This is a genomic window from Flavobacterium kayseriense (genome assembly GCF_014305095.1).
Lineage (GTDB): Bacteria > Bacteroidota > Bacteroidia > Flavobacteriales > Flavobacteriaceae > Flavobacterium > Flavobacterium kayseriense.
The window spans coordinates 865255-888433 of the sequence record NZ_JACRUI010000001.1; the positions used below are offsets into that span (position 1 = coordinate 865255).

Annotated in this window: 16 protein-coding genes; 10 read left to right on the plus strand and 6 right to left on the minus strand. The window is 34.4% G+C overall.

Features of this window, described 5'->3' with window-relative positions; genetic code table 11:
• Positions 1-23: 23 nt before the first annotated feature.
• Positions 24-1016: a tRNA dihydrouridine synthase DusB gene (dusB, locus tag H8R22_RS03665; RefSeq protein ID WP_187008881.1), complete on the plus strand. Its 993-nt coding sequence runs from the start codon at positions 24-26 to the stop codon at positions 1014-1016.
• 63 nt (positions 1017-1079) lie between these two features.
• On the opposite strand, the gene H8R22_RS03670 is transcribed toward dusB, so the two are convergent.
• Together H8R22_RS03670 and rbfA are read right to left on the minus strand one after the other, a co-directional pair.
• Positions 1080-2279, minus strand: coding sequence for an ABC transporter permease (locus H8R22_RS03670; protein ID WP_187008880.1), 1200 nt, complete (start codon positions 2277-2279; stop codon positions 1080-1082).
• A 1-nt stretch (position 2280) separates the two neighbouring features.
• Positions 2281-2673: a 30S ribosome-binding factor RbfA gene (rbfA, locus tag H8R22_RS03675; protein ID WP_187008879.1), complete on the minus strand. Its 393-nt coding sequence runs from the start codon at positions 2671-2673 to the stop codon at positions 2281-2283.
• 213 nt (positions 2674-2886) lie between these two features.
• On the opposite strand from rbfA, the gene H8R22_RS03680 reads away from it, so the two are divergent.
• The 5 genes from H8R22_RS03680 (at position 2887) to H8R22_RS03700 (ending at position 12902) form a co-directional block, all read left to right on the plus strand.
• Positions 2887-6090 (plus strand): UvrD-helicase domain-containing protein, encoded by a 3204-nt coding sequence (locus tag H8R22_RS03680; protein WP_187009591.1) that lies wholly within the window; start codon positions 2887-2889, stop codon positions 6088-6090.
• Positions 6091-6227: 137 nt separating this feature from the next.
• Positions 6228-7421 carry a glycine C-acetyltransferase gene (gene kbl / locus H8R22_RS03685; protein ID WP_187008878.1) on the plus strand — a complete coding sequence of 398 codons (1194 nt, stop codon included), beginning with the start codon at positions 6228-6230 and terminating at the stop codon, positions 7419-7421.
• Between the two features lie 133 nt (positions 7422-7554).
• Positions 7555-8955 (plus strand): OmpA family protein, encoded by a 1401-nt coding sequence (locus tag H8R22_RS03690; protein WP_187008877.1) that lies wholly within the window; start codon positions 7555-7557, stop codon positions 8953-8955.
• 64 nt (positions 8956-9019) lie between these two features.
• A complete protein-coding gene (locus H8R22_RS03695; protein ID WP_187008876.1) occupies positions 9020-11785 on the plus strand; it encodes a PD-(D/E)XK nuclease family protein in 2766 nt (921 codons plus the stop codon).
• Positions 11786-12230: 445 nt separating this feature from the next.
• A complete protein-coding gene (locus tag H8R22_RS03700) occupies positions 12231-12902 on the plus strand; it encodes an ATP-binding cassette domain-containing protein (RefSeq protein ID WP_187008875.1) in 672 nt (223 codons plus the stop codon).
• An 11-nt stretch (positions 12903-12913) separates the two neighbouring features.
• On the opposite strand, the gene H8R22_RS03705 is transcribed toward H8R22_RS03700, so the two are convergent.
• Positions 12914-13399 (minus strand): AAA family ATPase, encoded by a 486-nt coding sequence (locus tag H8R22_RS03705; protein WP_187008874.1) that lies wholly within the window; start codon positions 13397-13399, stop codon positions 12914-12916.
• 18 nt (positions 13400-13417) lie between these two features.
• Positions 13418-14200 (minus strand): alpha/beta fold hydrolase, encoded by a 783-nt coding sequence (locus tag H8R22_RS03710; protein WP_187008873.1) that lies wholly within the window; start codon positions 14198-14200, stop codon positions 13418-13420.
• A 186-nt stretch (positions 14201-14386) separates the two neighbouring features.
• Between H8R22_RS03710 and H8R22_RS03715 the strand changes: the two genes are divergently transcribed.
• The gene (locus H8R22_RS03715; protein WP_187008872.1) at positions 14387-15613 is read left to right on the plus strand and encodes an AbiH family protein; all 1227 of its coding nucleotides are present in this window, start codon (positions 14387-14389) and stop codon (positions 15611-15613) included.
• Positions 15614-15865: 252 nt separating this feature from the next.
• On the opposite strand, the gene H8R22_RS03720 is transcribed toward H8R22_RS03715, so the two are convergent.
• Both H8R22_RS03720 and H8R22_RS03725 read right to left on the minus strand, forming a co-directional pair.
• Positions 15866-16666, minus strand: coding sequence for a TIGR00266 family protein (locus H8R22_RS03720; RefSeq protein WP_187008871.1), 801 nt, complete (start codon positions 16664-16666; stop codon positions 15866-15868).
• A gap of 276 nt (positions 16667-16942) precedes the next feature.
• The gene (locus H8R22_RS03725; protein WP_187008870.1) at positions 16943-18235 is read right to left on the minus strand and encodes an aminopeptidase P family protein; all 1293 of its coding nucleotides are present in this window, start codon (positions 18233-18235) and stop codon (positions 16943-16945) included.
• 215 nt (positions 18236-18450) lie between these two features.
• Here H8R22_RS03725 and H8R22_RS03730 point away from each other — a divergent pair, with 215 nt between their 5' ends.
• The 3 genes from H8R22_RS03730 to H8R22_RS03740 all read left to right on the plus strand — a co-directional run bounded on the left by H8R22_RS03730 (position 18451) and on the right by H8R22_RS03740 (position 23169).
• Positions 18451-19932, plus strand: a complete 1482-nt coding sequence (locus H8R22_RS03730; RefSeq protein WP_187008869.1) for a helix-turn-helix domain-containing protein — start codon at positions 18451-18453, stop codon at positions 19930-19932.
• Between the two features lie 558 nt (positions 19933-20490).
• Complete coding sequence (locus H8R22_RS03735; RefSeq protein WP_187008868.1) at positions 20491-21156, plus strand: succinate dehydrogenase cytochrome b subunit; 666 nt, start codon at positions 20491-20493, stop codon at positions 21154-21156.
• A gap of 12 nt (positions 21157-21168) precedes the next feature.
• Complete coding sequence (locus tag H8R22_RS03740; protein ID WP_187008867.1) at positions 21169-23169, plus strand: fumarate reductase/succinate dehydrogenase flavoprotein subunit; 2001 nt, start codon at positions 21169-21171, stop codon at positions 23167-23169.
• Positions 23170-23179: the final 10 nt, after the last annotated feature.

Consider the following 23179-nt stretch of genomic DNA (forward strand, 5'->3'; position numbering starts at 1 on the left):
AATTTTGCATCAAAATTAAGCAGATGATTAAAATAGGCAACATAGAATTACCAGATTTCCCTTTACTTTTAGCACCTATGGAGGATGTGAGCGACCCACCTTTTCGTAGATTGTGTAAAATGCATGGGGCTGACATGATGTATTCTGAGTTTATTTCTTCGGAAGGTTTAATACGGGATGCTATCAAAAGCCGCATGAAGTTAGATATTTTCGATTATGAGCGTCCTGTCGGCATCCAAATTTTTGGTGGTGATGAAGAAGCGATGGCACTTTCATCGAAAATCGTTTCAACGGTTAATCCTGATATTATTGACATTAATTTTGGCTGTCCTGTTAAAAAGGTAGTTTGCAAAGGTGCTGGAGCCGGAGTACTAAAAGATGTTGATTTAATGATTCGCTTAACGCAAGCCGTTATCGATAGTACGCATTTACCAGTTACTGTTAAAACTCGCTTGGGTTGGGATGATAGTTCTATCAATATCGATGAAGTCGCAGAGCGTTTACAAGATATAGGTGTTGCTGCTTTGAGTATTCACGCTCGCACAAGAGCTCAAATGTACAAAGGTCATTCTGACTGGTCTCATATTGCTCGTGTAAAGAATAATCCTAGAATTACCATGCCTATTTTTGGAAATGGCGATATAGATAGTCCTGAAAAAGCATTACAATACAAAAACGAATACGGAATTGACGGAATCATGATTGGTCGTGCTGCGATTGGGTATCCTTGGATTTTTAATGAAATCAAACATTTCTTTGAAACAGGTGAACATCTCGCTAAGCCTACAGTTGTAGATAGAGTAGAAGCAGTACGTAACCACTTAACTTGGGCTATGGAATGGAAAGGCGAACGATTAGGAATTGTAGAAACACGTCCACATTATACTAATTACTTCAAAGGAATACATTCTTTTAAACCCTTCAAGCAACAATTAGTGACAGAGGATAATCCTCAAGCGTTGTTTACAATTTTAAATGAAATTCAAGAAGCCTATGCTGGATACGAAGTTGTCTAGTTTCAAGTATAAACAGAAAATGCTACTAAATATTTAGTAGCATTTTTTGTTTAAAAGTAAATTCTAATCCAATAACTTTTTACTAACGCGACTGCTAGCAATCAGTGAAGCAATAAATCCAAGAGTAATAATAGTTCCCATTACAATAGCAACATTTTCTAAAGAAAAAACCACTGGATAAGCTAAAGTTGGTGTAAGCATTATGAGCTCATAATGTTGTTGTAGTAATACAATGGCGATTCCTAATCCAAGACCTATGAGTCCGCCAATGACACTCAGTAAAGTACCTTGAAGTAAAAATATTTTTCGTAAATCTTTAATTTCAACACCTAAATTCAACAGTGTTTTAAGATTTCCTTTTTTGTCCAAAATCATCATTATCAAAGCGCCAATTAGATTGAATAAAGCAACAACTATAACTAGTGTAAAAATTAAATAAACTACGATGTTCTCTGTATTCAACATCTTGTATAATGATTCATTTAATTGAGCTCTGTTTTTAATAGTAATCTTGTTTTTAAAAATAGTTTGCAGTTTTTCAGTCAAAGCAGCTTCATTAGCCCCTATTTTTTCCTTAATTTCAATTCCTGAAACTTGATTGGGTTGGTATTCTAATAGTTCTTGAGCCAGTCCTAAATCAGAAAAAACATATTTTGAGTCCAGATCTTCACTAATAGCATAAACGCCCACGGGCACGATTGCACTTTTATTAAAAGCTTGTTCTGCATTTTCTATGTTTCCCTTCCCAGGTTTAGGAACGAGGACTTCTAATTGCTTATTGAAATCGAGTAGTCCTAACGAAAATTTTTGGGCAATACCATACCCTACAACCACTTGGTATGTGTTTGGTTCAATCCATTGACCAGTATACAAAGTTTTTTTAATATCGTTTACTGCACTAAAATCAGCATCGACACCTTTCAAGTAGGTGACTTCTTGCTTGTCATCAAAAGTAAATAAAACGCGCTCTTCAATGATTTTAGAGTAGGAAGCAAGACCCTCAATTTTCTTGATTTCGGTTTCTTGCGTTGGAGTAATAAAAAAAGATTTACCAATAGTACTCGTGATTTTTAAATCAGGGTCAAGATCGTTTGTAAATGAAAGACTAAAAACTCTCAGTCCACTAAAAACGGATAGCACAACAAATAAAGCCATTGCACCTACAACGATCCCCATGCTTGCAATGCGATTGATAATGTTTATAGCATTATTTTTGCTGTTACTGCGCAAGTAACGTTTGGCTATGTATAGAGGGAAGTTCAAATTAGATTTGCTTGCGTTTTTCTAGCAAATCTCTGTTCTCAATAGGATTATCTCTATTAGCCAACGCAGTGTTAATTTTTTCGATATAGTCTAATGAGTCATCAATAAAAAACACCAAGTTAGGCACTTTTCGCAATTGCAAACGTACTCTTTGAGATAAATCGTGCTTTATATTTTTTGCATTTGACTTCACAGCTTCTAAAATTTCAGGAGCTTTATCTTGAGGAAATACACTTAAATATACCGTTGCCACTGATAAATCTGTCGTTACAGTAACCTTGGACACCGAAATAATTAAATTACTTACTCCGTTTTTTCTCACTTCACCTTGCAGAATATCAACCAAATCTTTTTGGATCACCCCGCCTATTTTTTTCTGTCTATTTGTTTCCATAGTGCAAAAATACTACTTTTAAACATTAAACAAACAATTTTTGAAAGCAACCTATTGTTTAGGTATTTATTAAGGAGCTTTTTCCTGCTGTACACTGTATCTTTCTTGTTCGCAAAGGCGCACAACAAAGGATGCCGTTCCCATCAGGGCTAGGGTGTTTACTGCTACAAAAACGGAATGCTTGAATCAAAAAAAGTGAAAAATAATATTGTAATGCAAAGACCTTCTTTCTCTATATACGACGCATCTGCGGGCTCGGGTAAAACCTATTCACTCGTTAAAGAATATTTAAAAATTATTCTTACGGCTCATAAAAACGACGCCTATAGAAATATTTTGGCCATTACGTTTACCAACAAAGCGGTACACGAAATGAAAAGCCGAATCATAGGGAGTTTATCTGAATTTGCCAAAGATGAGCCATCGCAAAAAGCTACTCTTTTGATGCAGGATATGATTAACGGAAAGCGGAAAGAGGATATTCCTGAAGAATGGACTGAAGAACCTATTGGTCTTTCGGAAATTCAAATTAAAACAAAATCACAGCAAATTATCAAACACATCATTCATAATTACGCTGCTTTTGATATTTCTACTATTGATAAATTTACACATAAAGTAATTCGTGCTTTTGCGCATGATTTAAATTTACCAATGACTTTTGAAGTTACTTTGGATACGGATAGTTTATTAATCGAAGCTGTTGATGCCATCATCGCACAAGCAGGTGAAGACGAAACGCTCACCAAGTTATTGATCGATTTTACCATGGAAAAAACCGATGATGATAAATCTTGGGATATTTCGCGTGAGATTCTAGAAACGGGTAAGTTGGTGCTTAATGAAAATCATCGTTCTGAAATCAATAATTTCAGTGATAAATCAATTGCTGATTTTGTCGAAATTAAAAAGAAATTAATCAATTCTTGTAAAGAATTAGAAAAAGATAATGCGGAGTTCGCGCAAGCAGCTTTAACGCTAATTGAAAATAACGGTATCGATTTAAAATCGTTTTCAAGAGGAACGTTTCCCAATCATTTAATCAGTATTCGTGATGGAAAATTTAATTCTAAAAATAAAACCTTTCACGAGTTCGATGATATTGCCATCAATAAAACAGCGAAAGACCGAGCGCAAATAGAAAATCTGATTCCGGAGTTAATCCAAATCTTAGCTACAATTTACAAAAATTTTGAGAAAAGAGACTTTTATAAAGCTTTTCTTAAAAATATAACGCCGCTTTCTTTACTGAATACGGTGAGCAATGAATTGGCTAAAATTCAAGAGGAGCAAAATGTGTTGTCCATAACCGAATTTAATTCGCTTATTCATCGCGAAATTCAAAATCAACCTGCTCCTTTTATATACGAGCGCTTAGGTGAACGATATCGTCACTTTTTTATTGATGAATTTCAAGACACATCAGAGATGCAATGGCAAAATTTGATTCCATTAATCGATAACGCACTTGCTGGTCAGGATGAGTATGGGGATAAAGGAACTTTAATGATTGTTGGTGATCCCAAACAATCTATCTATCGCTGGCGAGGGGGAAAAGCAGAGCAATTTATTGATTTAAGTAAAGAGGCTAACCCATTCAGTAATCCTGATAAAAAATTAGAACACTTAGATAAAAACTATCGTTCGTACTCCCAAGTCATTGACTTTAATAACGAATTTTTCAAAATGCTCTCAGGTGAATTTTCACATCCTGATTATAAGGATTTGTACGAAAATCACAGTCATCAAAAATCGAACAATAAAACGGGCGGGTACGTCAACATTTCATTTATCCCAGCAATCGAAGAATCTGCGGACGATGAGGATGCTTTAGACAAAACGGAGTTATATGTTTTAGCTACATTAGACACCATTAAAAAAGTCCTTTTAAAAGGTTTTGAGTACAAGGATATCGTGATTTTAACTCGTAAACGGGATCAAGGAGTTGCTATCGCTAATTATTTGACAGAGCAAAATATTCCGCTGTTATCTTCAGAGACCTTGATGATTCAAAACGCAACGGAAGTTCGTTTAATTATTCACTTACTAAAATACCTTAAAAACAATGCCGACTTGGAATCAAAAGCTTATTTTCTGCATTACATCGCAGAAAACATTCAAGACAAGTTACTGATACACGATTTTATTGCGCAAGGGATGGAGCATAAAAATGAAGCCGATTTTGAGCAATGGTTAATGAGTTTTGATATTTCGCTTTCTTTTCAAAACATTAGAAAAAAATCACTGTATGAAGCAGTCGAAATTGTTGTTTCAAAATTTTTGTCACCAAAATTAACTAAAGGTGGCGGTGCTTACGTACAATATTTTCTGGACATTGTTCTGGAACGCGATGTTCGAAATCAAGCAGGAATAGCTGATTTCTTGAATTTCTGGGATAAGAATTCCAGTAAGTTTAGTATTCCGTCTCCAGAGGGGAACAATGCAGTGCGCATAATGACCATTCATAAATCAAAAGGATTGGAGTTTCCGGTAGTAATTATTCCATTCGCAGAAGAAGATTACAGCAGGAAACCAAAAGATAAATTATGGTTGGAAGCAGAGGGAATGGATTTTGGTTTGCCGAAAGTGTTAATCGATAATAGTAGCGCCGTTGAAGGTTTTGGCGAACAGGCTAAGGCAGTGTTTGATTTAAAAAAGCAAGAAGAGTTGCTAGATAATGTTAATGTTCTTTATGTGGCATTAACCAGGGCTGAGGAGCAGTTGTATTTAATATCGAATATGAACTTGACAAGTAAAGGTGAAGTACAACCCAATAATATGTCGACTTTCTTTATCAATTACCTAGATAGTAAAGGAGGTTTTAATCCAGAACAATTTGAATACGAATTTGGTGATTCAGTAAAATTATCCGAACCATCAAAACATGTTGATACTTCTAAAAAAATTGAGGTTGTTAGTGAGACTCTCAATCCTAAAAATATTAAAATTGCACAACGCGAAGCTTTAATGTGGGGAACATATCAGCAGGAGTCCATAGAGTACGGGAACGTGGTGCATGAGATTTTATCATATGTTAAGACGAAGGCAGATGTCGAATTAGCAGTTGATAAAGCAATCGAGAACGGATTAATAAACTTTGGTCAAAAAGAGTTGGTGTATCAAACAATCTTAGATATTGTAAATCACAAAGAGTTAGAGGTTTGCTTTGCATCAGGGAATATAGTGCTGAATGAACAAACTATTATTCAAAAACAAGGAAATACGATTAAACCGGATAGAATGGTCGTTACTACAGATAATGAAGTGTATTTATTAGATTATAAAACAGGTGTGCACTATGCTAAATATCAAAAGCAACTAGAAAATTATGAACATGCAATTGAACTAATGGGGTATAAAGTCGTAAAAAAAGCGCTGATTTACATCGGAAAAGAAATCGATGTAGTAAATTTGTAGCTTAAAAATGAATTATTCGCAAACTAGCACTATTTAGATTGTTATAAATGAATTATATAATTTAGGCTATTTAGGTTGTTTTGGCAATTACAAGAACTTTAAATAAATTAAACTTTAAACAAAATACACGATAAGTTATGTACGGTAAAATAAAAGAACATCTTCAAAATGAATTACAAACAATTGAAGCTAACGGAATATTTAAGAAAGAAAGAATTATAACTGGCCCTCAAGATGCTGAAATTACTATTTCGACGGGTGAAACCGTTTTAAATTTTTGCGCCAATAATTATTTGGGATTGTCATCTCATCCAGAGGTTGTTCAGGCTGCAAAAGATGCAATGGATACACATGGTTTCGGAATGTCATCTGTGCGTTTTATTTGTGGAACGCAAGATATTCACAAAACATTAGAAAGAAAAATTTCTGAATTTTACGGGACAGAAGATACAATTTTGTATGCAGCTGCTTTTGATGCAAACGGAGGAGTTTTCGAACCTTTATTAGGAGAAGGTGATGCAATAATCTCAGATAGTTTGAACCATGCTTCTATTATTGACGGAGTGCGTTTGTGTAAAGCATCGCGTTACCGTTATGAGAATAGCAATATGGAGGATCTTGAGCAACAGTTGATAAAAGCCAATGAAGCAGGTAGTCGTTTTAAGATTATTGTAACTGATGGTGTTTTTTCTATGGACGGTGTTGTAGCGCCTCTTGACAAAATTTGTGACTTAGCTGATAAGTATGATGCAATGGTAATGGTTGACGAATGCCATGCTGCTGGATTTATTGGAGCAACAGGAAAAGGTACACTTGAAGCAAAAGGAGTAATGGGTCGAGTAGATATTATTACAGGAACACTTGGTAAAGCACTAGGTGGTGCTATGGGCGGTTATACTACTGCTAAAAAGGAAATTATCGAGTTGTTGCGTCAACGTTCGAGACCGTACCTATTTTCGAATTCATTAGCACCTGCAATTGTAGGGGCTTCGATTAAAGTTTTTGAGTTGTTAGAGAATGATACAACGTTAAGAGATCAATTAGAATGGAATACTAATTATTTCAAAACGGGAATGAAAAAAGCTGGCTTTGATATAGTAGACGGAGATTCTGCAATTGTTCCTGTAATGCTATATGATGCTAAATTATCCCAAAAAATGGCTGATGAGCTACTAAAAAAGGGTATTTATGTAATTGGATTCTTTTTTCCCGTGGTTCCTAAGGATAAAGCAAGAATTAGAGTACAGCTGTCAGCTGCACATACTAAAGCCCACTTAGACACGGCTATTGCTGCATTTATTGCTGTGGGAACCGAATTAAAAGTTATATAATTTCAATTTGAATTTATATAATTGTCATTTATTGGCAGCTTTTTGGTTTTTTTTTAACAATCTATTTTGTAGTTAAAGATTTACGCATTACTTTTGCTGATAATTAACTAAATTGTAATTAAAATTTTTAAGTATGAAACATCTTAACAAACTCTTAGTTGCTGTTATGTTGGTGATGGGAATAAGTTCTCACGCTCAAGACAGTAACAACCCATGGGCTATTGCTTTTGGAGTAAATGCAATAGACACTAGAACTAGTGCAGGCCAAGAAGGCTTCCACCATTTTGATCAAATGTACAACGTAAAGGACAATTGGAATATTCTTCCTTCTGTTTCTTACCTTAAAGTATCTAAATTTGTTGGAAGTAATTTCTCTGTATCTTTACAAGGATCTGTTAATAAAATGGATAAATTTGTAGTAGATGTTAAACCTGTTTTGGTTACTAACCCAGGTGATTTAATGTATTACGGTATTGATGGAGCTGTTAGATACAGTTTCATGAATTTGATCAAATCTAAAGTAATTGACCCAAGCGTTAACTTAGGTGGAGGATATACTTTCTTAGGAAAATCAAGCTACGGGACAGTTAATGGAGGTGTAGGATTAACTTTCTGGTTATCTGAAAATGTAGGTCTAGAATTAGGTACTACATATAAAAAATCTTTTGGAGACAGAATGTCACCAGTTGGTTTCCCAATTGCTCCTTCTTACTTTCAACATACAGCTGGTATTGTTTTCAAATTTGGTGGAAAAGATACTGATGGTGATGGAATTTATGACAAAGATGACGCTTGTCCAGAAGTTGCTGGTTTAGCTCAATTTAATGGATGTCCTGATACTGATGGAGACGGAATCCAAGATAGTGAAGATGCTTGTCCAGAAGTTGCTGGTTTAGCTGCATTCAATGGTTGTCCTGATACTGATGGAGACGGAGTAGCTGATAAAGATGATGCTTGTCCAGATGTTGCTGGTTTAGTAGCATTAAAAGGTTGTCCAGATGCTGATGGAGATGGAGTAGCTGACAAAGATGACAAATGTCCTACAGTTGCAGGTCCTAAAGATAACGCAGGTTGTCCTTGGCCAGATACTGATAAAGATGGTGTTTATGACAAAGATGATATGTGTCCAACAGTTGCTGGTCCTGCAAGTAACAAAGGATGTCCTGAAGTAACTGCTGAAGCAATGGATGCTCTTAAAATGCAAGCTAGATTTATCTACTTCAATAGTGGAAAATCAACTTTCAAAGAAAAAGATGTACCACAAAGATTAGATGCTATGGCTGATGTTCTTAAAAACTACCCTAACTCAAACTTCTTAATTGAAGGACATACTGATAGTGATGGAAGTAATGAGTACAACCAAGGTCTTTCTGATGATAGAGCTGCTGCTGTTAAAGAAGCTTTAGTACAAAGAGGTATCAACGCTAGCAAAATTACTACTGTTGGATTTGGAGAAACTACTCCAGTTTCTACAAACAAAACTGCTGCTGGTAAAGCACTAAACAGAAGAACTGAAGTGAAATTAGTTAAATAATTTCTTTCTAAAATATTTATAGAAAACGCCTCGATTTATCGAGGCGTTTTTTTATTTTTATGAAATGATAAATTCTTCTTTTTTAGATAAAATAGCACAGGTTTTAATTCATGATTACTCTGATAAACTATCGGATACAATAATAGTACTTCCAAATAAAAGAGCTAAGATATTTTTGATCGAAGCCCTAAAAAAACGAGTTACTACCAATATACTTTCGCCAGAAATTATTAGTATTGAAGATTTTATTCAAGATATTGCTGCTATACGCACAGTGGATCCCATAGAGCTATTATTTGAATTCTATGAAGTTTATTTGTCAGTCACTGAAAAATCAAGCCAACAGTCTTTTGAGTTATTTGCTAATTGGGCAAAAATGCTTTTACAAGACTTTAATGAGATTGATCGCTATTTATTAGATCCAACCCATGTTTTGTCCTACTTAAAAGATATCGAGGACATCAAAAAATGGGGAATTGAGGTTGAAAACAAAACCCAACTGCTCGAAAACTATATTGATTTCTGGAAATTACTACCCAATTACTATCAATCGCTGTATGCACACCTTCTTAAAAAAGGGATAGGATATCAAGGGTTAATTTACCGTCAAGCAGTCGATAACCTTATTCCCTTTTCTAAAACAATTACTGGTAAAGAATATGTTTTTGCTGGCTTCAATGCATTAAATGCCTCTGAAGAAAAAATTATACAATATCTCATTGCTTCAGATCAGGCTAAAATTTATTGGGATGCTGATCAAACTTTTCTTAACGATCCTTATCATGATGCTGGATTGTTTTTAAGACGTTTCAAATCCAATTGGAAGTACTATAAGTCCAATCCTTTTGAGTGGATTCTAGACGATTTCTCGCAAACCAAAAACATTCAAGTTATTGGTACACCTAAAACCATTGGTCAAGCTAAAATTGCAGGTACTATAATTGAAAATATTATCAATGAAGACCCAACTGCTTCACTGGATAAAGTTGCTGTAGTTCTGGGTGAGGAAAATGTGTTGGTCCCGTTATTATATTCATTACCATCTACGGTAGGAGCTTTGAATATTACGATGGGATATTCGAGCAAGAATAATCCTGCACAAATATTGATTGCAAAACTATTCAAAATGCATACTAACGCTTTGTCTCGAAACGCAAAAAGTTATGTGCTTTATTACAAAGATGTATTAGATATTTTGACGCATCCATTAGTAGAACCTTACGCGAAAACGGCTGGATTGGTCAATACAATTAATCAAAATAATTATACTTTTATTACGCATCAAAAGGTAATGGAGCTGCATCGAGAACCAACAGAACTATTCTCTTTGTTGTTTACCAAATGGGATGGTGGGTCCATGGCTGTATTGCAAATGCTTTCCAATTTATTATTGACTATCAAGAATAATTTGAGTAACGATAATGAAGAAGAGAAAATAGCAAAATCATTTGTGTTTGCTATTTTTAAAGTAATAAACAAACTGATTAATTATTATTCAAAACATGAACACATTGATAAGATTGATACGCTACACGCTATTTATAAACAGGTAATTGACCTCGCTGAAGTTTCTTTTGAAGGGGAACCACTTAACGGTTTACAAATTATGGGAGTGCTAGAAAGTCGTGTTTTAGATTTTGACACCGTTATAGTCACGTCTATGAACGAAGGTAAATTTCCAGCGGGTAAATCCCAAAATTCTTTTATTCCGTATGATGTAAAACGTGAATTAGGCTTGCCTACTTTTAAAGAAAAAGATGCGATTTATACGTATCACTTTTACCATTTATTGCAGCGCGCTAAAAATATTTATTTGCTCTATAATACGGAGAGTGACGGATTAGATGCAGGTGAAAAAAGTCGATTTATTACGCAATTAGAGGTAGAGAAACAGCCTAAACATAATTTATCTCATGAGATTTATAATGCAGTATTACCCGAAATGGCGTATAAACCAATGGTTGTTGAAAAATCGGATAGTGTTATGTTGCGCTTGAAAGAGATAGCCACAGTTGGTTTTTCTCCTTCAGCATTAACAAGTTATATTCGGAATCCAATTCAGTTTTATTTTCAAAAGATTCTGCGTATTCGTGAAGTCGAAGAAGTCGAGGAAAATATTGCTTTGAACACTTTGGGAACGATTATTCATGAAACATTGAAAGTGTTGTACGAACCTTTTATTGGAAAGTTTATTTCTGAGGCATCCATTGAGAATTGTTTCAAATTAATTGATGCTGAGGTACTCAAACAATTCAAAGCAGTTTACAAAGAAGGAGAAATTAAAAAAGGAAGAAATCTACTTGCTTTTGAAGTGGCTAAACGTAATGTTTTCAATTTCTTAAAAGTAGAACTAGAAAGTATAAAGAGTGGAGATGCAATCAAGATTATCGCTTTAGAAGAAACTTTTCAAAGAACGTTAACGCATCCTAGTTTGCCGTTTCCAGTGTTGATAAAGGGAAATGTGGATCGAATCGAAGAGCGCAATGGGGTGATTCGAATTATAGACTACAAAACAGGAAAGGTCGAAAAAGCGAGTGTTACACTTAAAACTTGGAAAGGACTCACGCAGGATATTAAAAATGATAAAATTATTCAGGTTCTAGCATACGCGTTTATGTATGAAAAAGAGGCAAAAGGAAAGCCCATCGAAGCGGGTATTATTTCGTTCAAAAATTTAAAGTCAGGTTTTTTACCTTTTAACTTTAAGGAAGAAAAAGAGAGCAAATTTATTATCAATGAGTCGATGATGAGCAATTATCTTGAGCAAATTGTTTTTTTACTTCAAGAGATTTTAGATAAGAGCATTCCTTTTGAAGAAAAAGTGATTTAGTGAGTTTCTAATGGTGAGAAACGAGAAGTGAGAAGTGAGACGTGAGAAGTGAAATGTGAAATCTTACAGTGGAAAATTATACGATGATTTTTTAATTAACATCTTTTTGTCATTTTTATTTTAAGATTTTATTTTCTTTACATAAAAGAATAGACATTAAAAAAGCGCTTAACATATTCGAATTCTTCAAAAGCACCTTGGTTATTAATTTAGCTTTTTGTGTGTTACCTGTTCTTTTTTTAGGTTTTTTTGCTTTTAAATACACGTTCTTAACTGTGGGTTTTGCTGTAAGTATATTAGCAAAAGAATTTAATGCTAAAAACGAGTATTTGTTTTACTACAATAACAGAATTTCTAAAATCGAGTTATGGTTATATGCTTGGTGTTTTAATTTTGCAGCAGTTGTTTTTATAAGTCTTCTTTTTAATTTGATAAGCAAACTATTGTGAAAAAGCATCTACTTGAAATCGATAGTGTACAGAAAAGTTTTGATAATAAGTCAATTCTTTCAGATGTGTATCTAAAGTGTGAAACGAATGACATAATAGGTTTGCTAGGTCGCAATGGATGCGGGAAATCAACATTACTAAAAATTATTTTTGGAATTGAGCCTGCTGATTTTAAGTTTATACGTGTTGACGGAATAGTACGAAGCAGCACCAAAGACTTATTTCAAGAAATAAGTTATCTCTCTCAAGAAAGTTTTATTCCGAATCATTTTTCGGTAAGCAAAGCTATTTCGCTGACATTAGATAATAACAATCGAGACGACTTTTATCAAGATGAATTTATTCAGACTTTAAAAGATAAAAAAGTAAGTCATTTATCTGGTGGAGAATTGCGTTATCTTGAAATCAAGCTCATTCTCTCAAACGCATCACATTTTGTACTTTTAGACGAGCCTTATAACGGTTTGTCACCTCTAATGATTGAGGTGGTAAATCGTCTAATACAAAAGCATTCACATGAAAAAGGGATAATACTTACGGATCATAATTATGGAAATGTAATTGCAATTTCTACCAAATTAATATTGATTAAGGAAGGAAAAGTGCATCACCTCAAGAGTAAAAGTGAATTAATTGAAAAAGGATATTTGAGAGAAGGTGCGTTCTAAAAGCAGGGCTACTAGTTTACTGTTAATCCACCAATCATTTCTGTTTCGGATGGTTTTTCAAACCAACTTTCCATAAATTCAAAATTCTCTAGTGTTACTTCAAATTCAAATGTTTCACCTTGTTCATGATTTCTTTCCATCACCCGTTTCCATCTTGTTTCTTTAGAGATGTCTAAGAAATGATATTTTATTTGATATCCATTTTCGGCAGCAAATTTTCTGAATTTCTCTCGATGCTCCAATTTTGAAAGACCAAGATCTAAAATCGAATCTACTTGCGATGCTTCCAGTTGTTCAATTAAATTTAGAATTATTTTTTCAGCTCGTTCAATTCTTTCTAAAAACCATTCTAAACCATCTTTGGGTTTTTTATCTGCGAGAAACAAAGTATTGTTCCATTTATCAATCGAGAATATTATCCCATTTACCCTTGCTTTTAATTTATTAGAGTAAGTAGTTTTACCAGCACCAGTATTTCCTACTATTAGATGGATCATGAATTTTAGTTTAGTGTTTTAAATCTTTTTCAAAAACTGCAACAAAACGGCTGTAAGTTCTTCTTGATTTTCGATATGTGACATATGCCCGTCTGGAAAAGTAACCAATGCTACATCTGTATTTACAATTTGCTTTTTAGTTTCCTCATACTCTAAAACGGGATCTTTTTGACCCAATACAAGTAATTTTGGATAAGGAGTTAGGTGCAGTAAAACCTCTCGATCTAACCTTATTTTCATTCCCTCGAGGGAGGCAACGATCGCTTGAAGGGGAGTTTTTAGAGCTTCCGCTTTAACATTTTCAATTTCGCTACGCAATCTATCACGGTTATTTTCGCTGAATAGATTAGCGATTGCTAAGCTCACAAATCCAATATAACTTTGCTTAACAGCTTTAATAGCGCGATCTCGATTAGTTTTTCGTTCGTCGCTGTCTGCATTTGCTGTGGAGTTTAATAAAACCAAACCCTTGACAAAATCAGGATACAATTCCGCAAAAGCGAGTGCTACGTAACCACCCATGGAGTGACCAACAAAAACTGCTTTCCTAATTCGCAACTCTACTAAAACGGCATGCACCGCATCGGCATTGTCCTCCATACTGTGTACATAACCCAAACATTCTGATTCACCATGACCCAATAAATCAATTGTGATCACACGGTTTTTTTTAGAAAAAGGAGCGATGTACTGTTCCCACATTTTTTGATTTTCCAAAAAACCATGTAGTAAAACTATTGCAGTTCCTTTACCTGTGTCCGTGTAGGCAATACTTGTATTTTTAAATTGTATGTGATTCACTTTTTTGTTTCAGTTTTGAGCGAATGCAAAATTAAGGATTTAATTTTTTTAAAACATGTAAGTTTTGAGGATAGTAGGGGAGATGATTTTTAAAACATATAAGTCATATACGCTTTTAGAAAAGTACAAAGGAAATTTTTAAAACCATATAATGCAGAGAAGTTCATGTAAGAGAAATGACTATATTTGAGAAAAGCAATTTTTTCTATTATGAACCGACTTGTTATTATTGGAAACGGATTTGATTTAGCGCATGGATTGCCAACTTCTTATAAAGATTTTATCGATGATTATTGGAAAAATGTAATACAAGAGCTTCATGTTGGTAATAAGTATAGTGATAGTTTGTTCACTTCAAATATTTCGGGGGTTGTTAATAATTATCAAGCGAAAGAACATTTGAAGCAGAATGTCAATAACCTTGAAACATTAAAGAGTTTTATTTCTAACTATGAAAGGTATTGTTCTTTAGAATTTACAAATAATTTTTTCTTGAATATAAATAATAAAATTAATGTTGAAAAATGGGTTGATATTGAAAATTTGTATTATTACCAATTAAAGGTAATTACAAAGCTTAGTTCGTTGAAATTGGAAGATAAGAAGCGTCAGGTTAAAGTGTTAAATGCAGAATTTGAAGAAGTAAAAAATCTTTTAGAAAAATATTTAAAAGATAAAGTTGTTGATTTGTATAATTTGGAATTAATTCAAGGTTCAGATTTGGAGCAATTTAAGTTCTGTGATATTTTAAGACCAATTTCAATTTTTAATGAAGAATTAAATCTTGAACAGGAATTTTCAGTTTTTGACTACGAGGAGCTGAAAGATGATTTTGAAACACTTAGTGCGGAAAAATCTAAAGGGTTTTTAAGATTGTTAAATTTTAATTATACCGGAACAGCGCTTAGATATTTAAGAGTTCAAAATTTAAATGATGATTTAGAAAAAACTCATATTCCTATTCATGGGGCATTAGGAGATTTGAATGATAATAAGATAAATTTTGGTTTTGGAGATGAAATGGATGAGGATTATAAATTAATTGAAAATTTAGATGATAATGAATATTTGAGGAATTTTAAATCATTTCAATATTTGCAAAATTCTAATTATAAAAACTTGCTTGATTATATTGATAGTGCAAAATATCAGGTTTTAATTATGGGGCATTCTTGTGGTTTGTCAGATAGAACATTATTGAATACTATTTTTGAACACGTAAATTGTCGTTCTATTAAGGTGTTTTTCTATGAAACAAAAGATGAGAAAGGGATAGTAATTAAAGATAATTATACAGAAATCATTCAGAATATTTCTAGGCATTTCAATAAGAAAAAATTAATGAGAGAAAAGATTGTAAACAAAACACTTTGCCAGCCCTTGCCTCAAATTCAATTACCTAAGAAAGTATAGTTTTGCGATTTCGAAGTATGAGAAATCACTTAATGGATTTTGATGATGTGATTCTTCCTTCGTCAGAATGACAATATTGGAATTTTGGTGATATGCAAAAACGACTTCCATTGCTGAAAGCCGTTATTTTTTTGTCATTTCGACGAAGGAGAAATCACATAATCTGAAAAACTAGTGAGATTGCTTCGCCTATTCGGCTACGGCTCGGGTCCTCCTGCGTCGGGATGACAAGATTGAGGATAGGCTTAGCTGTTAAAAACGGTTATCACCATCTAGTAAATTCCCTAATCCGCCAAGTAAGCTTCCTTCGCCACGGCTGTCTCCACCAGCTCTTGGTGCTGATGCGATAATTCTATCGGCTAATCTACTAAAAGGTAATGATTGTATGTAAACGGTTCCAGGTCCGCGAAGTGTGGCATAAAATAAGCCCTCGCCTCCAAAAATGGAGTTTTTGATTCCGCCGATGAACTCGATATCATAATCCACATCTTTTGTAAAACCAATGATGCAGCCTGTATCTACCTTTAAAACCTCTCCGGCTTTAAGCTCTTTTTTAGCCATAGTTCCGCCAGAATGTACAAAAGCGAGTCCGTCGCCTTCAATTTTTTGCATAATGAAACCTTCACCACCAAAAAGGCCACGACCTAGTTTTTTAGAAAATTCAATTCCCACAGAAACGCCTTTGGCTGCACATAAAAACGAACTTTTCTGACAGATGAATTTGCCTTGAAATTCGGTTAAATCTATCGGGAGAATTTTTCCAGGATAAGGAGAAGCAAAGGACACTTTACCTTTGGTGTGAGCTTGATTGATAAAAGCGGTCATAAACAAGCTTTCGCCTGTTAGCACTCTTTTTCCAGCGTTTAGTAGTTTGCCAAACAAACCAGATTGTTGCTCTGAGCCGTCTCCAAAAATGGTTTCCATTTGGATATTATTGTCCATCATCATGAAACTGCCTGCCTCAGCAATTACAATTTCTTGAGGGTCTAATTCGATTTCGACATATTGCATTTCTTCGCCAAATATCTGGTAATCTATTTCGTGTGCTTGCATGATTGTTTAAATTTTGATTGATTGAAATAATAAGTTGATCTGCTAGGTGAAATGTTACAACTGCTTTTGTTTTTTATCGTTGTTTTAACAGTTGTGTTTTGAAATAGGATTGTGAATTCTAGCCCTGATGGCAGTGGCATCCTCTTGTGTAGTTGTAACGGAACAAGAGATATAACGAACAGCAGGAGAGAATGTCATGGTAAAAGAGAAGTAGTTGCTCCAAAAAAAAACAGCCTAGATTGCGCTAGACTGTTGGTTTTATGTATCTAATTATTTTTATTTATTCATTAAGCTTTCAATTTCTTCTACTTCGATTGGGATGTTGCGCATCAAGTTGAAGGGTTCGCCTGTTTCTTGAATAACAACATCATCTTCAAGACGAATTCCGAAACCTTCGGCAGGAATATAAATTCCGGGCTCTACGGTGAATACCATATTGGCTTGCATCGGCTCAGTTAATATTCCGTAATCGTGGGTATCTAGTCCCATGTGGTGTGAGGTACCGTGCATGAAATATTTTTTGTACGCCGGCCAGTCTGGATTTTCATTTTGCACATCGGCTTTATCGATAAGTCCAAGTCCAAGCAGCTCTGAAGTCATTAATTTACCTACTTCGATATGGTATTGTTTCCATAATGTTCCTGGAATAAGCATTTTTGTAGCTTCATTTTTTACATTTAAAACCGCCTTGTAAACGGCTTTTTGTCTCTCAGAATATTTTCCCGAGACCGGAATGGTACGTGTCATATCGCTAGAGTAATTAGCATACTCAGCACCAACATCTAAAAGAATCAAGTCGCCTTCTTTACATTGTTGGTTGTTCTCAATATAGTGCAAAACGTTAGCGTTATTTCCAGAGCCAACAATGGGAGTGTAAGCAAATCCTTTAGAGCGATTGCGAAGGAATTCATGAATGAACTCGGCTTCAATCTCATATTCCATTACATTAGGTTTCACGAAAGAGAGGATTCGTCTGAATCCTTTTTCGGTGATGTCACAGGCTTTTTGAATTAAGTCGATTTCTTCGCTCTCTTTAATCGAACGAATGCGTTGGAGAATAGGATTACTTTTAGCAACCGCATGAGCTGGATATTTGTCTTTCCACCATTTTACAAAACGAGCTTCACGCGTTTCAGTTTCAACGGAGGCGCGATAATGTTCGTTAGTGTTAATATAGATAGTCTCTGAATGGATCATCAACTCAAACAAAACCTTCTCAAATTCTTGCAACCAATACACTGTTTTGATTCCTGAAACGGCTAGAGCGCGATCTTTGGTTAGTTTTTCACCTTCCCAAACTGCGATATGTTCGTTAGTTTCTTTCAAAAACAATATTTCTCTTTGGTGCTCATAAGGAGCATCTGGAAAAAGTAGAAGAATACTTTCCTCTTGATCTACACCCGATAAGTAAAAAATATCGCGGTGTTGCGCAAATGGCATAGTACTATCGGCACTTATTGGGTATATATCGTTAGAATTAAAAACGGCAACACTTTTAGGCTTCATTTGAGCCATGAACTTGGCGCGATTTTTTATAAATAGATTGCGCTCAATTTGATGGTATTTCATAGTAATGTTGTTTTTGCTTTATAGTATTCAAAAATACTAAGATTAAATTGTTTCTACATGTGAATCGAATAATTTTATCGGAAATCTTTAAAATTTCAAACTATACTTCAAGTTTATAGAATGTGAAGTTGTTATAATTCCTTAATAAGTTAGTGATTCAATCCAGCGAACGTTCTTTTTTTTAGTCATTTTAATTTTTAATGTATCTTTGAGTTATGAATATGGAAAAGGAATATATCAAGTTAATTTTTGGGCTCAAGCTCAAACAAGCGCGAACGAACAAGGATCTTTCTTTATTTGGCTTAGCCAAAATCACGGAGCTATCTAAATCTTATTTGAATGAGATAGAAAAGGGGAAAAAGTATCCTAAAACAGATAAAATAATTCTGCTAGCCGAAAAGCTTGAGGTTTCCTATGATCATATGGTGTCGCTTAAATTAGATAATAATTTAGCTCCCATTGGTGAAATATTGAAATCAGGTATTTTGAAAGAGATTCCGTTGGATATTTTTGGTATTCAAGAAAATGATTTAATTGATATTATTGCTAATGCTCCAGCCAAGGTAAATGCATTTATTAGTACCATAATTGAGATTGCACAGCACTACAATTTAAGTAGAGAAAGTTTTTTTCTGGCTGCATTGCGTTCATATCAAGAAGCACACAACAACTACTTTGAAGATTTAGAAGATAAAGTTTTAGACTTTTCGAAAGCTTTTCATATTGATATTAACAATAAAATATCGCTCGAGGAGTTAGCAGCAATTTTAAAAGAGGAGTATGGTTACACTATAGAAGAGCTTGTTTTTTCAGAGCAAGAAGAACTGGGGGATTTACGCTCTATTTTTGTTCCTAAAAGTAAAACTTTGTTGTTGTCACTAGATATAGATGAGCAGCAAAAGGCTTTTATTTTAGCAAAAGAAATTGCTTACAATTATTTAGGTATTAAAGACCGATTGTATACTTTCAGTTGGATAAAATTTGATAATTTTGATCAAGTCTTAAATAATTTTTACGCCTCTTATTTTGCGGGTGCCTTGTTGCTTCCTCGAAAAAAGTTAATTGAGGATTTGAATATTTTTCTTTCGAAAACACATCCTACAGGGGATGAAATGATAGCTTTAATGAATCAGTTTAATGTCTCACCTGAGTCATTTTATCAGCGATTAACAAATATTTTACCAAAAGATTTTCAATTAAAAAATTTGTTTTTCTTACGACTTTCCCACAAAGTTGGAACTGATTCTTATCAAATAAAGAAGGAATTACATATTACGAATCAACAGGAGCCGCGAGCGAATGAGATGAACGAACATTATTGCCGTAGGTGGATTTCAATTCGGACTATCGAAGCTGCAATAGCAGAAAAGAAAAATCACTTCTTTAGTGCTCAAATATCCCGTTATGATAATAGTAATAATGAATATTTAGTGTTTTCATCAGCTACTCAAGATCCGTTCAAGAAAGATCACTTAAGGAGTATCTCCGTTGGGATTTTGGTTAATGCCACGATGAAAAAGAAGTTTAAATTTATAAATACCGGCATTGTCAAGAAGGAATTAGTGGGAGTGACCTGCGAAACTTGTGCTGTAAAGAATTGTGAAGTTAGGGCTACGCCTCCAATTCAATTAGAGCAGAAAAGGCGAAACGAAAATACCGATTCTATCGTTCAAAAGTACATGGAGAAATTTAGTTAATTGTACATTGATTTTTAACTACAATTTTCTTTTTAAAATAGTTGAATAGACTTAGGTGTCTTTAAATGTACATTCTTTATTTTTGAGTCTCAGAACATGATGTTTTTTTACATTTTGCAGAAAATTTGTGAAAATGTGAACTCTTTGGTTCTAGTACGTAGGATGAATTAAGATTAAAAATCGTTTGATTAAGAGATTTCTTTCATTTTTGCTTTATTTGTTTAAGGTACTAAGAGCGGTTGGAATTCTTGCTTTATTAGTGTTTAAAAAGATTCCCATTCTGTGCTTTTTGCAGAATCAAAAAAAAATCAACCTAAAAATTTATTTATTAATAGCAAAAGTGTCTTCTTAGCTTATTCTTGATGATATTTCAAAGGTGTTTTTGAGAGATTTACTTAGTATTTTGTTGCAGATTATTGTTTAAATTACTGTTAAGCATAAGTTTAAAATTGTCTTTATTTAAACACTTTAAAATGATTATAAATAAGAACGAAAAGGTTGTAGTTCAATTGTAATTGCTTTATTTTTGTAATATTTTAAAACAAATTATAAAATCTTATGGCAAAATCTGAATTATTGAAATCGTCAATAGCAAAAAAAGTTGCAATGGCTCTTTCAGGACTTTTTTTGATGTTGTTTTTAGCACAGCATTTTTTTATCAACATGACTTCGGTTTTTAGTGCCGACACTTTCAATTCTATATCCCATTTTATGGGTAATAACCCTTTAGTACAATTTGTTATTCAGCCGATATTAATCGTTGGAGTTATTTTTCACTTCATCATGGGAATTGTGTTGGATTTAAAAAATAGAAAAGCAAGACCTATTTCATACGTGAACTACAACGGTGGTGCTGCAGCTTCATGGACATCTAGAAATATGATTATTACTGGTCTAGTAGTCTTGGCTTTTTTAATTTTGCACTTTATTGATTTCTGGGTTCCAGAGATGGTTTACAAGTATGTAGAGTTTTCTCCACTAGACGAAACGAGATACTTTCCTGAGTTAGTTCATAAATTCGAAAACCCGATTCGTACTGCAGTTTACTGTGTGTCTTTCGTTTTGTTGTCTTTACACTTGCAACATGGTTTTAGTTCTTCGTTTCAATCAGTTGGTTTTAACAACAAGTACTCTAAAGGTTTAAAAAATTTCGGATTAGGTTTTGCAATATTGATTCCTTTCGGTTTCGTTTTTATTGCATTATTTCATCATTTCAATCATTAATATTAAATTATAATGGCATTAGACTCAAAAATTCCAAACGGTCCAATTTCGGATAAATGGACAGAATATAAAGATCATATTAATTTAGTGAATCCTGCAAACAAACGTAATTTAGATATTATTGTTGTTGGTACAGGATTAGCTGGAGGTTCTGCGGCAGCTACTTTAGCAGAATTAGGATATAACGTAAAAGCTTTTTGTTTTCAAGATTCACCGCGTCGTGCGCACTCAATCGCGGCACAAGGGGGAATAAATGCAGCAAAAAATTATAAAGGAGATGGTGACTCTGTTTTTAGATTGTTTTACGACACTGTAAAAGGAGGAGATTACCGCGCTCGTGAAGCAAACGTGCACCGTTTAGCTGAAGTTTCTACTAACATTATTGATCAATGTGTGGCTCAAGGAGTACCATTGGCACGTGAGTACGGAGGTTTATTAGACAACCGTTCTTTTGGTGGAGCCCTGGTATCTCGTACATTCTATGCACAAGGACAAACTGGTCAACAATTATTATTAGGAGCATACTCTGCCATGAACCGTCAAATCGGTCGTGGTAAAATTAAAATGCACAACCGTCACGAAATGCTAGACTTAGTAATTGTGAACGGAAAAGCAAGAGGAATCATCGCTCGTAACTTGATAACTGGAGAAATCGAAAGACATGCTGCTCATGCAGTTGTTATCGCTTCTGGTGGATACGGAAACGTATTTTTCTTGTCTACAAATGCAATGGGGTCGAACGCTACTGCAGCATGGAAAATACACAAAAAAGGAGCATTTTTTGCAAATCCTTGTTATACACAAATCCACCCAACTTGTATTCCTGTTTCTGGAGACCACCAATCAAAATTAACTTTGATGTCAGAGTCTTTGCGTAATGATGGTCGTATTTGGGTTCCAGGAAAAGCCGAAGATGCTAAAGCAATTCGTGAAGGGAAGAAAAAAGGAACTGATATTGCTGAAGCAGATAGAGATTATTTCTTAGAAAGAAGGTATCCTGCTTTTGGTAACTTGGTACCGCGTGATGTTGCATCTCGTGCTGCAAAAGAAAGATGTGATGCTGGTTTTGGAGTTAATAAAACGGGTGAAGCGGTATTCTTGGATTTTGCTGCTGCAATTCAACGTTATGGAAAAGAGCAAGCTTTCGTAAAAGGACTAGACTCTAACGATTCAACACTAGTTACTAAGTTAGGAACTGAAGTCGTAAAAAGTAAGTACGGAAATTTATTCCAGATGTATTACAAAATTGTAGATGAGGATCCTTACACTACGCCAATGATGATCTATCCAGCAGTTCACTATACAATGGGTGGAACATGGGTCGACTATAACTTAATGACTACTATTCCAGGATGTTTCTCTATTGGAGAATCTAACTTCTCTGATCACGGAGCTAACCGATTAGGAGCTTCTGCTTTAATGCAAGGTTTGGCTGATGGGTATTTTGTATTGCCTTATACAATAGGTGATTATTTGTCTCCAGATATTAAAATGGGACCAATATCTACAGATACTCCAGAATTTGAAGCTGCAGAAAAAGGGGTTAAAGATCAAATAGAGAAGTTCATGAACAACAATGGAACACATTCTGTTGACTATTTCCATAGGAAATTAGGAAAAATTATGTGGGACAAAGTAGGTATGGCTCGTAATGCTAAGGGGCTTAATGAAGCGATCAATGAGATTGCTGCTTTACGTGAAGAGTTTTACAGAGATGTAAAAGTGCCTGGAACAGACAAAGGATTAAATCAAGAATTAGAAAAAGCAAATCGCGTTGCCGATTTCCTTGAACTAGGAGAGTTATTTGCTAAAGATGCTTTACACCGTAACGAATCTTGTGGAGGTCACTTTAGAGAAGAGTACCAAACAGAAGATGGTGAAGCACAGCGTGATGACGAAAACTTCGCTTACGTAGCCGCTTGGGAGTATAAAGGAAAACCTAGCGAAGCAGTGTTGCACAAAGAAGACTTGGTATTTGATACCGTGAAACTAGTTCAAAGAAATTACAAATAGCAATTAGTCG

Bases quoted from the DNA above. Each gene is read 5' to 3' on its own strand.
- H8R22_RS03740 (WP_187008867.1), top strand. From the start codon at position 21,169: ATGGCATTAGACTCAAAAATTCCAAACGGTCCAATTTCGGATAAATGG.
- H8R22_RS03705 (WP_187008874.1), bottom strand. From the start codon at position 13,399: ATGATCCATCTAATAGTAGGAAATACTGGTGCTGGTAAAACTACTTAC.
- dusB (WP_187008881.1), top strand. From the start codon at position 24: ATGATTAAAATAGGCAACATAGAATTACCAGATTTCCCTTTACTTTTA.
- H8R22_RS03680 (WP_187009591.1), top strand. From the start codon at position 2,887: ATGCAAAGACCTTCTTTCTCTATATACGACGCATCTGCGGGCTCGGGT.
- H8R22_RS03695 (WP_187008876.1), top strand. From the start codon at position 9,020: ATGATAAATTCTTCTTTTTTAGATAAAATAGCACAGGTTTTAATTCAT.
- rbfA (WP_187008879.1), bottom strand. From the start codon at position 2,673: ATGGAAACAAATAGACAGAAAAAAATAGGCGGGGTGATCCAAAAAGAT.
- H8R22_RS03735 (WP_187008868.1), top strand. From the start codon at position 20,491: ATGGCAAAATCTGAATTATTGAAATCGTCAATAGCAAAAAAAGTTGCA.
- kbl (WP_187008878.1), top strand. From the start codon at position 6,228: ATGTACGGTAAAATAAAAGAACATCTTCAAAATGAATTACAAACAATT.
- H8R22_RS03730 (WP_187008869.1), top strand. From the start codon at position 18,451: ATGAATATGGAAAAGGAATATATCAAGTTAATTTTTGGGCTCAAGCTC.
- H8R22_RS03725 (WP_187008870.1), bottom strand. From the start codon at position 18,235: ATGAAATACCATCAAATTGAGCGCAATCTATTTATAAAAAATCGCGCC.
- H8R22_RS03690 (WP_187008877.1), top strand. From the start codon at position 7,555: ATGAAACATCTTAACAAACTCTTAGTTGCTGTTATGTTGGTGATGGGA.
- H8R22_RS03720 (WP_187008871.1), bottom strand. From the start codon at position 16,666: ATGCAAGCACACGAAATAGATTACCAGATATTTGGCGAAGAAATGCAA.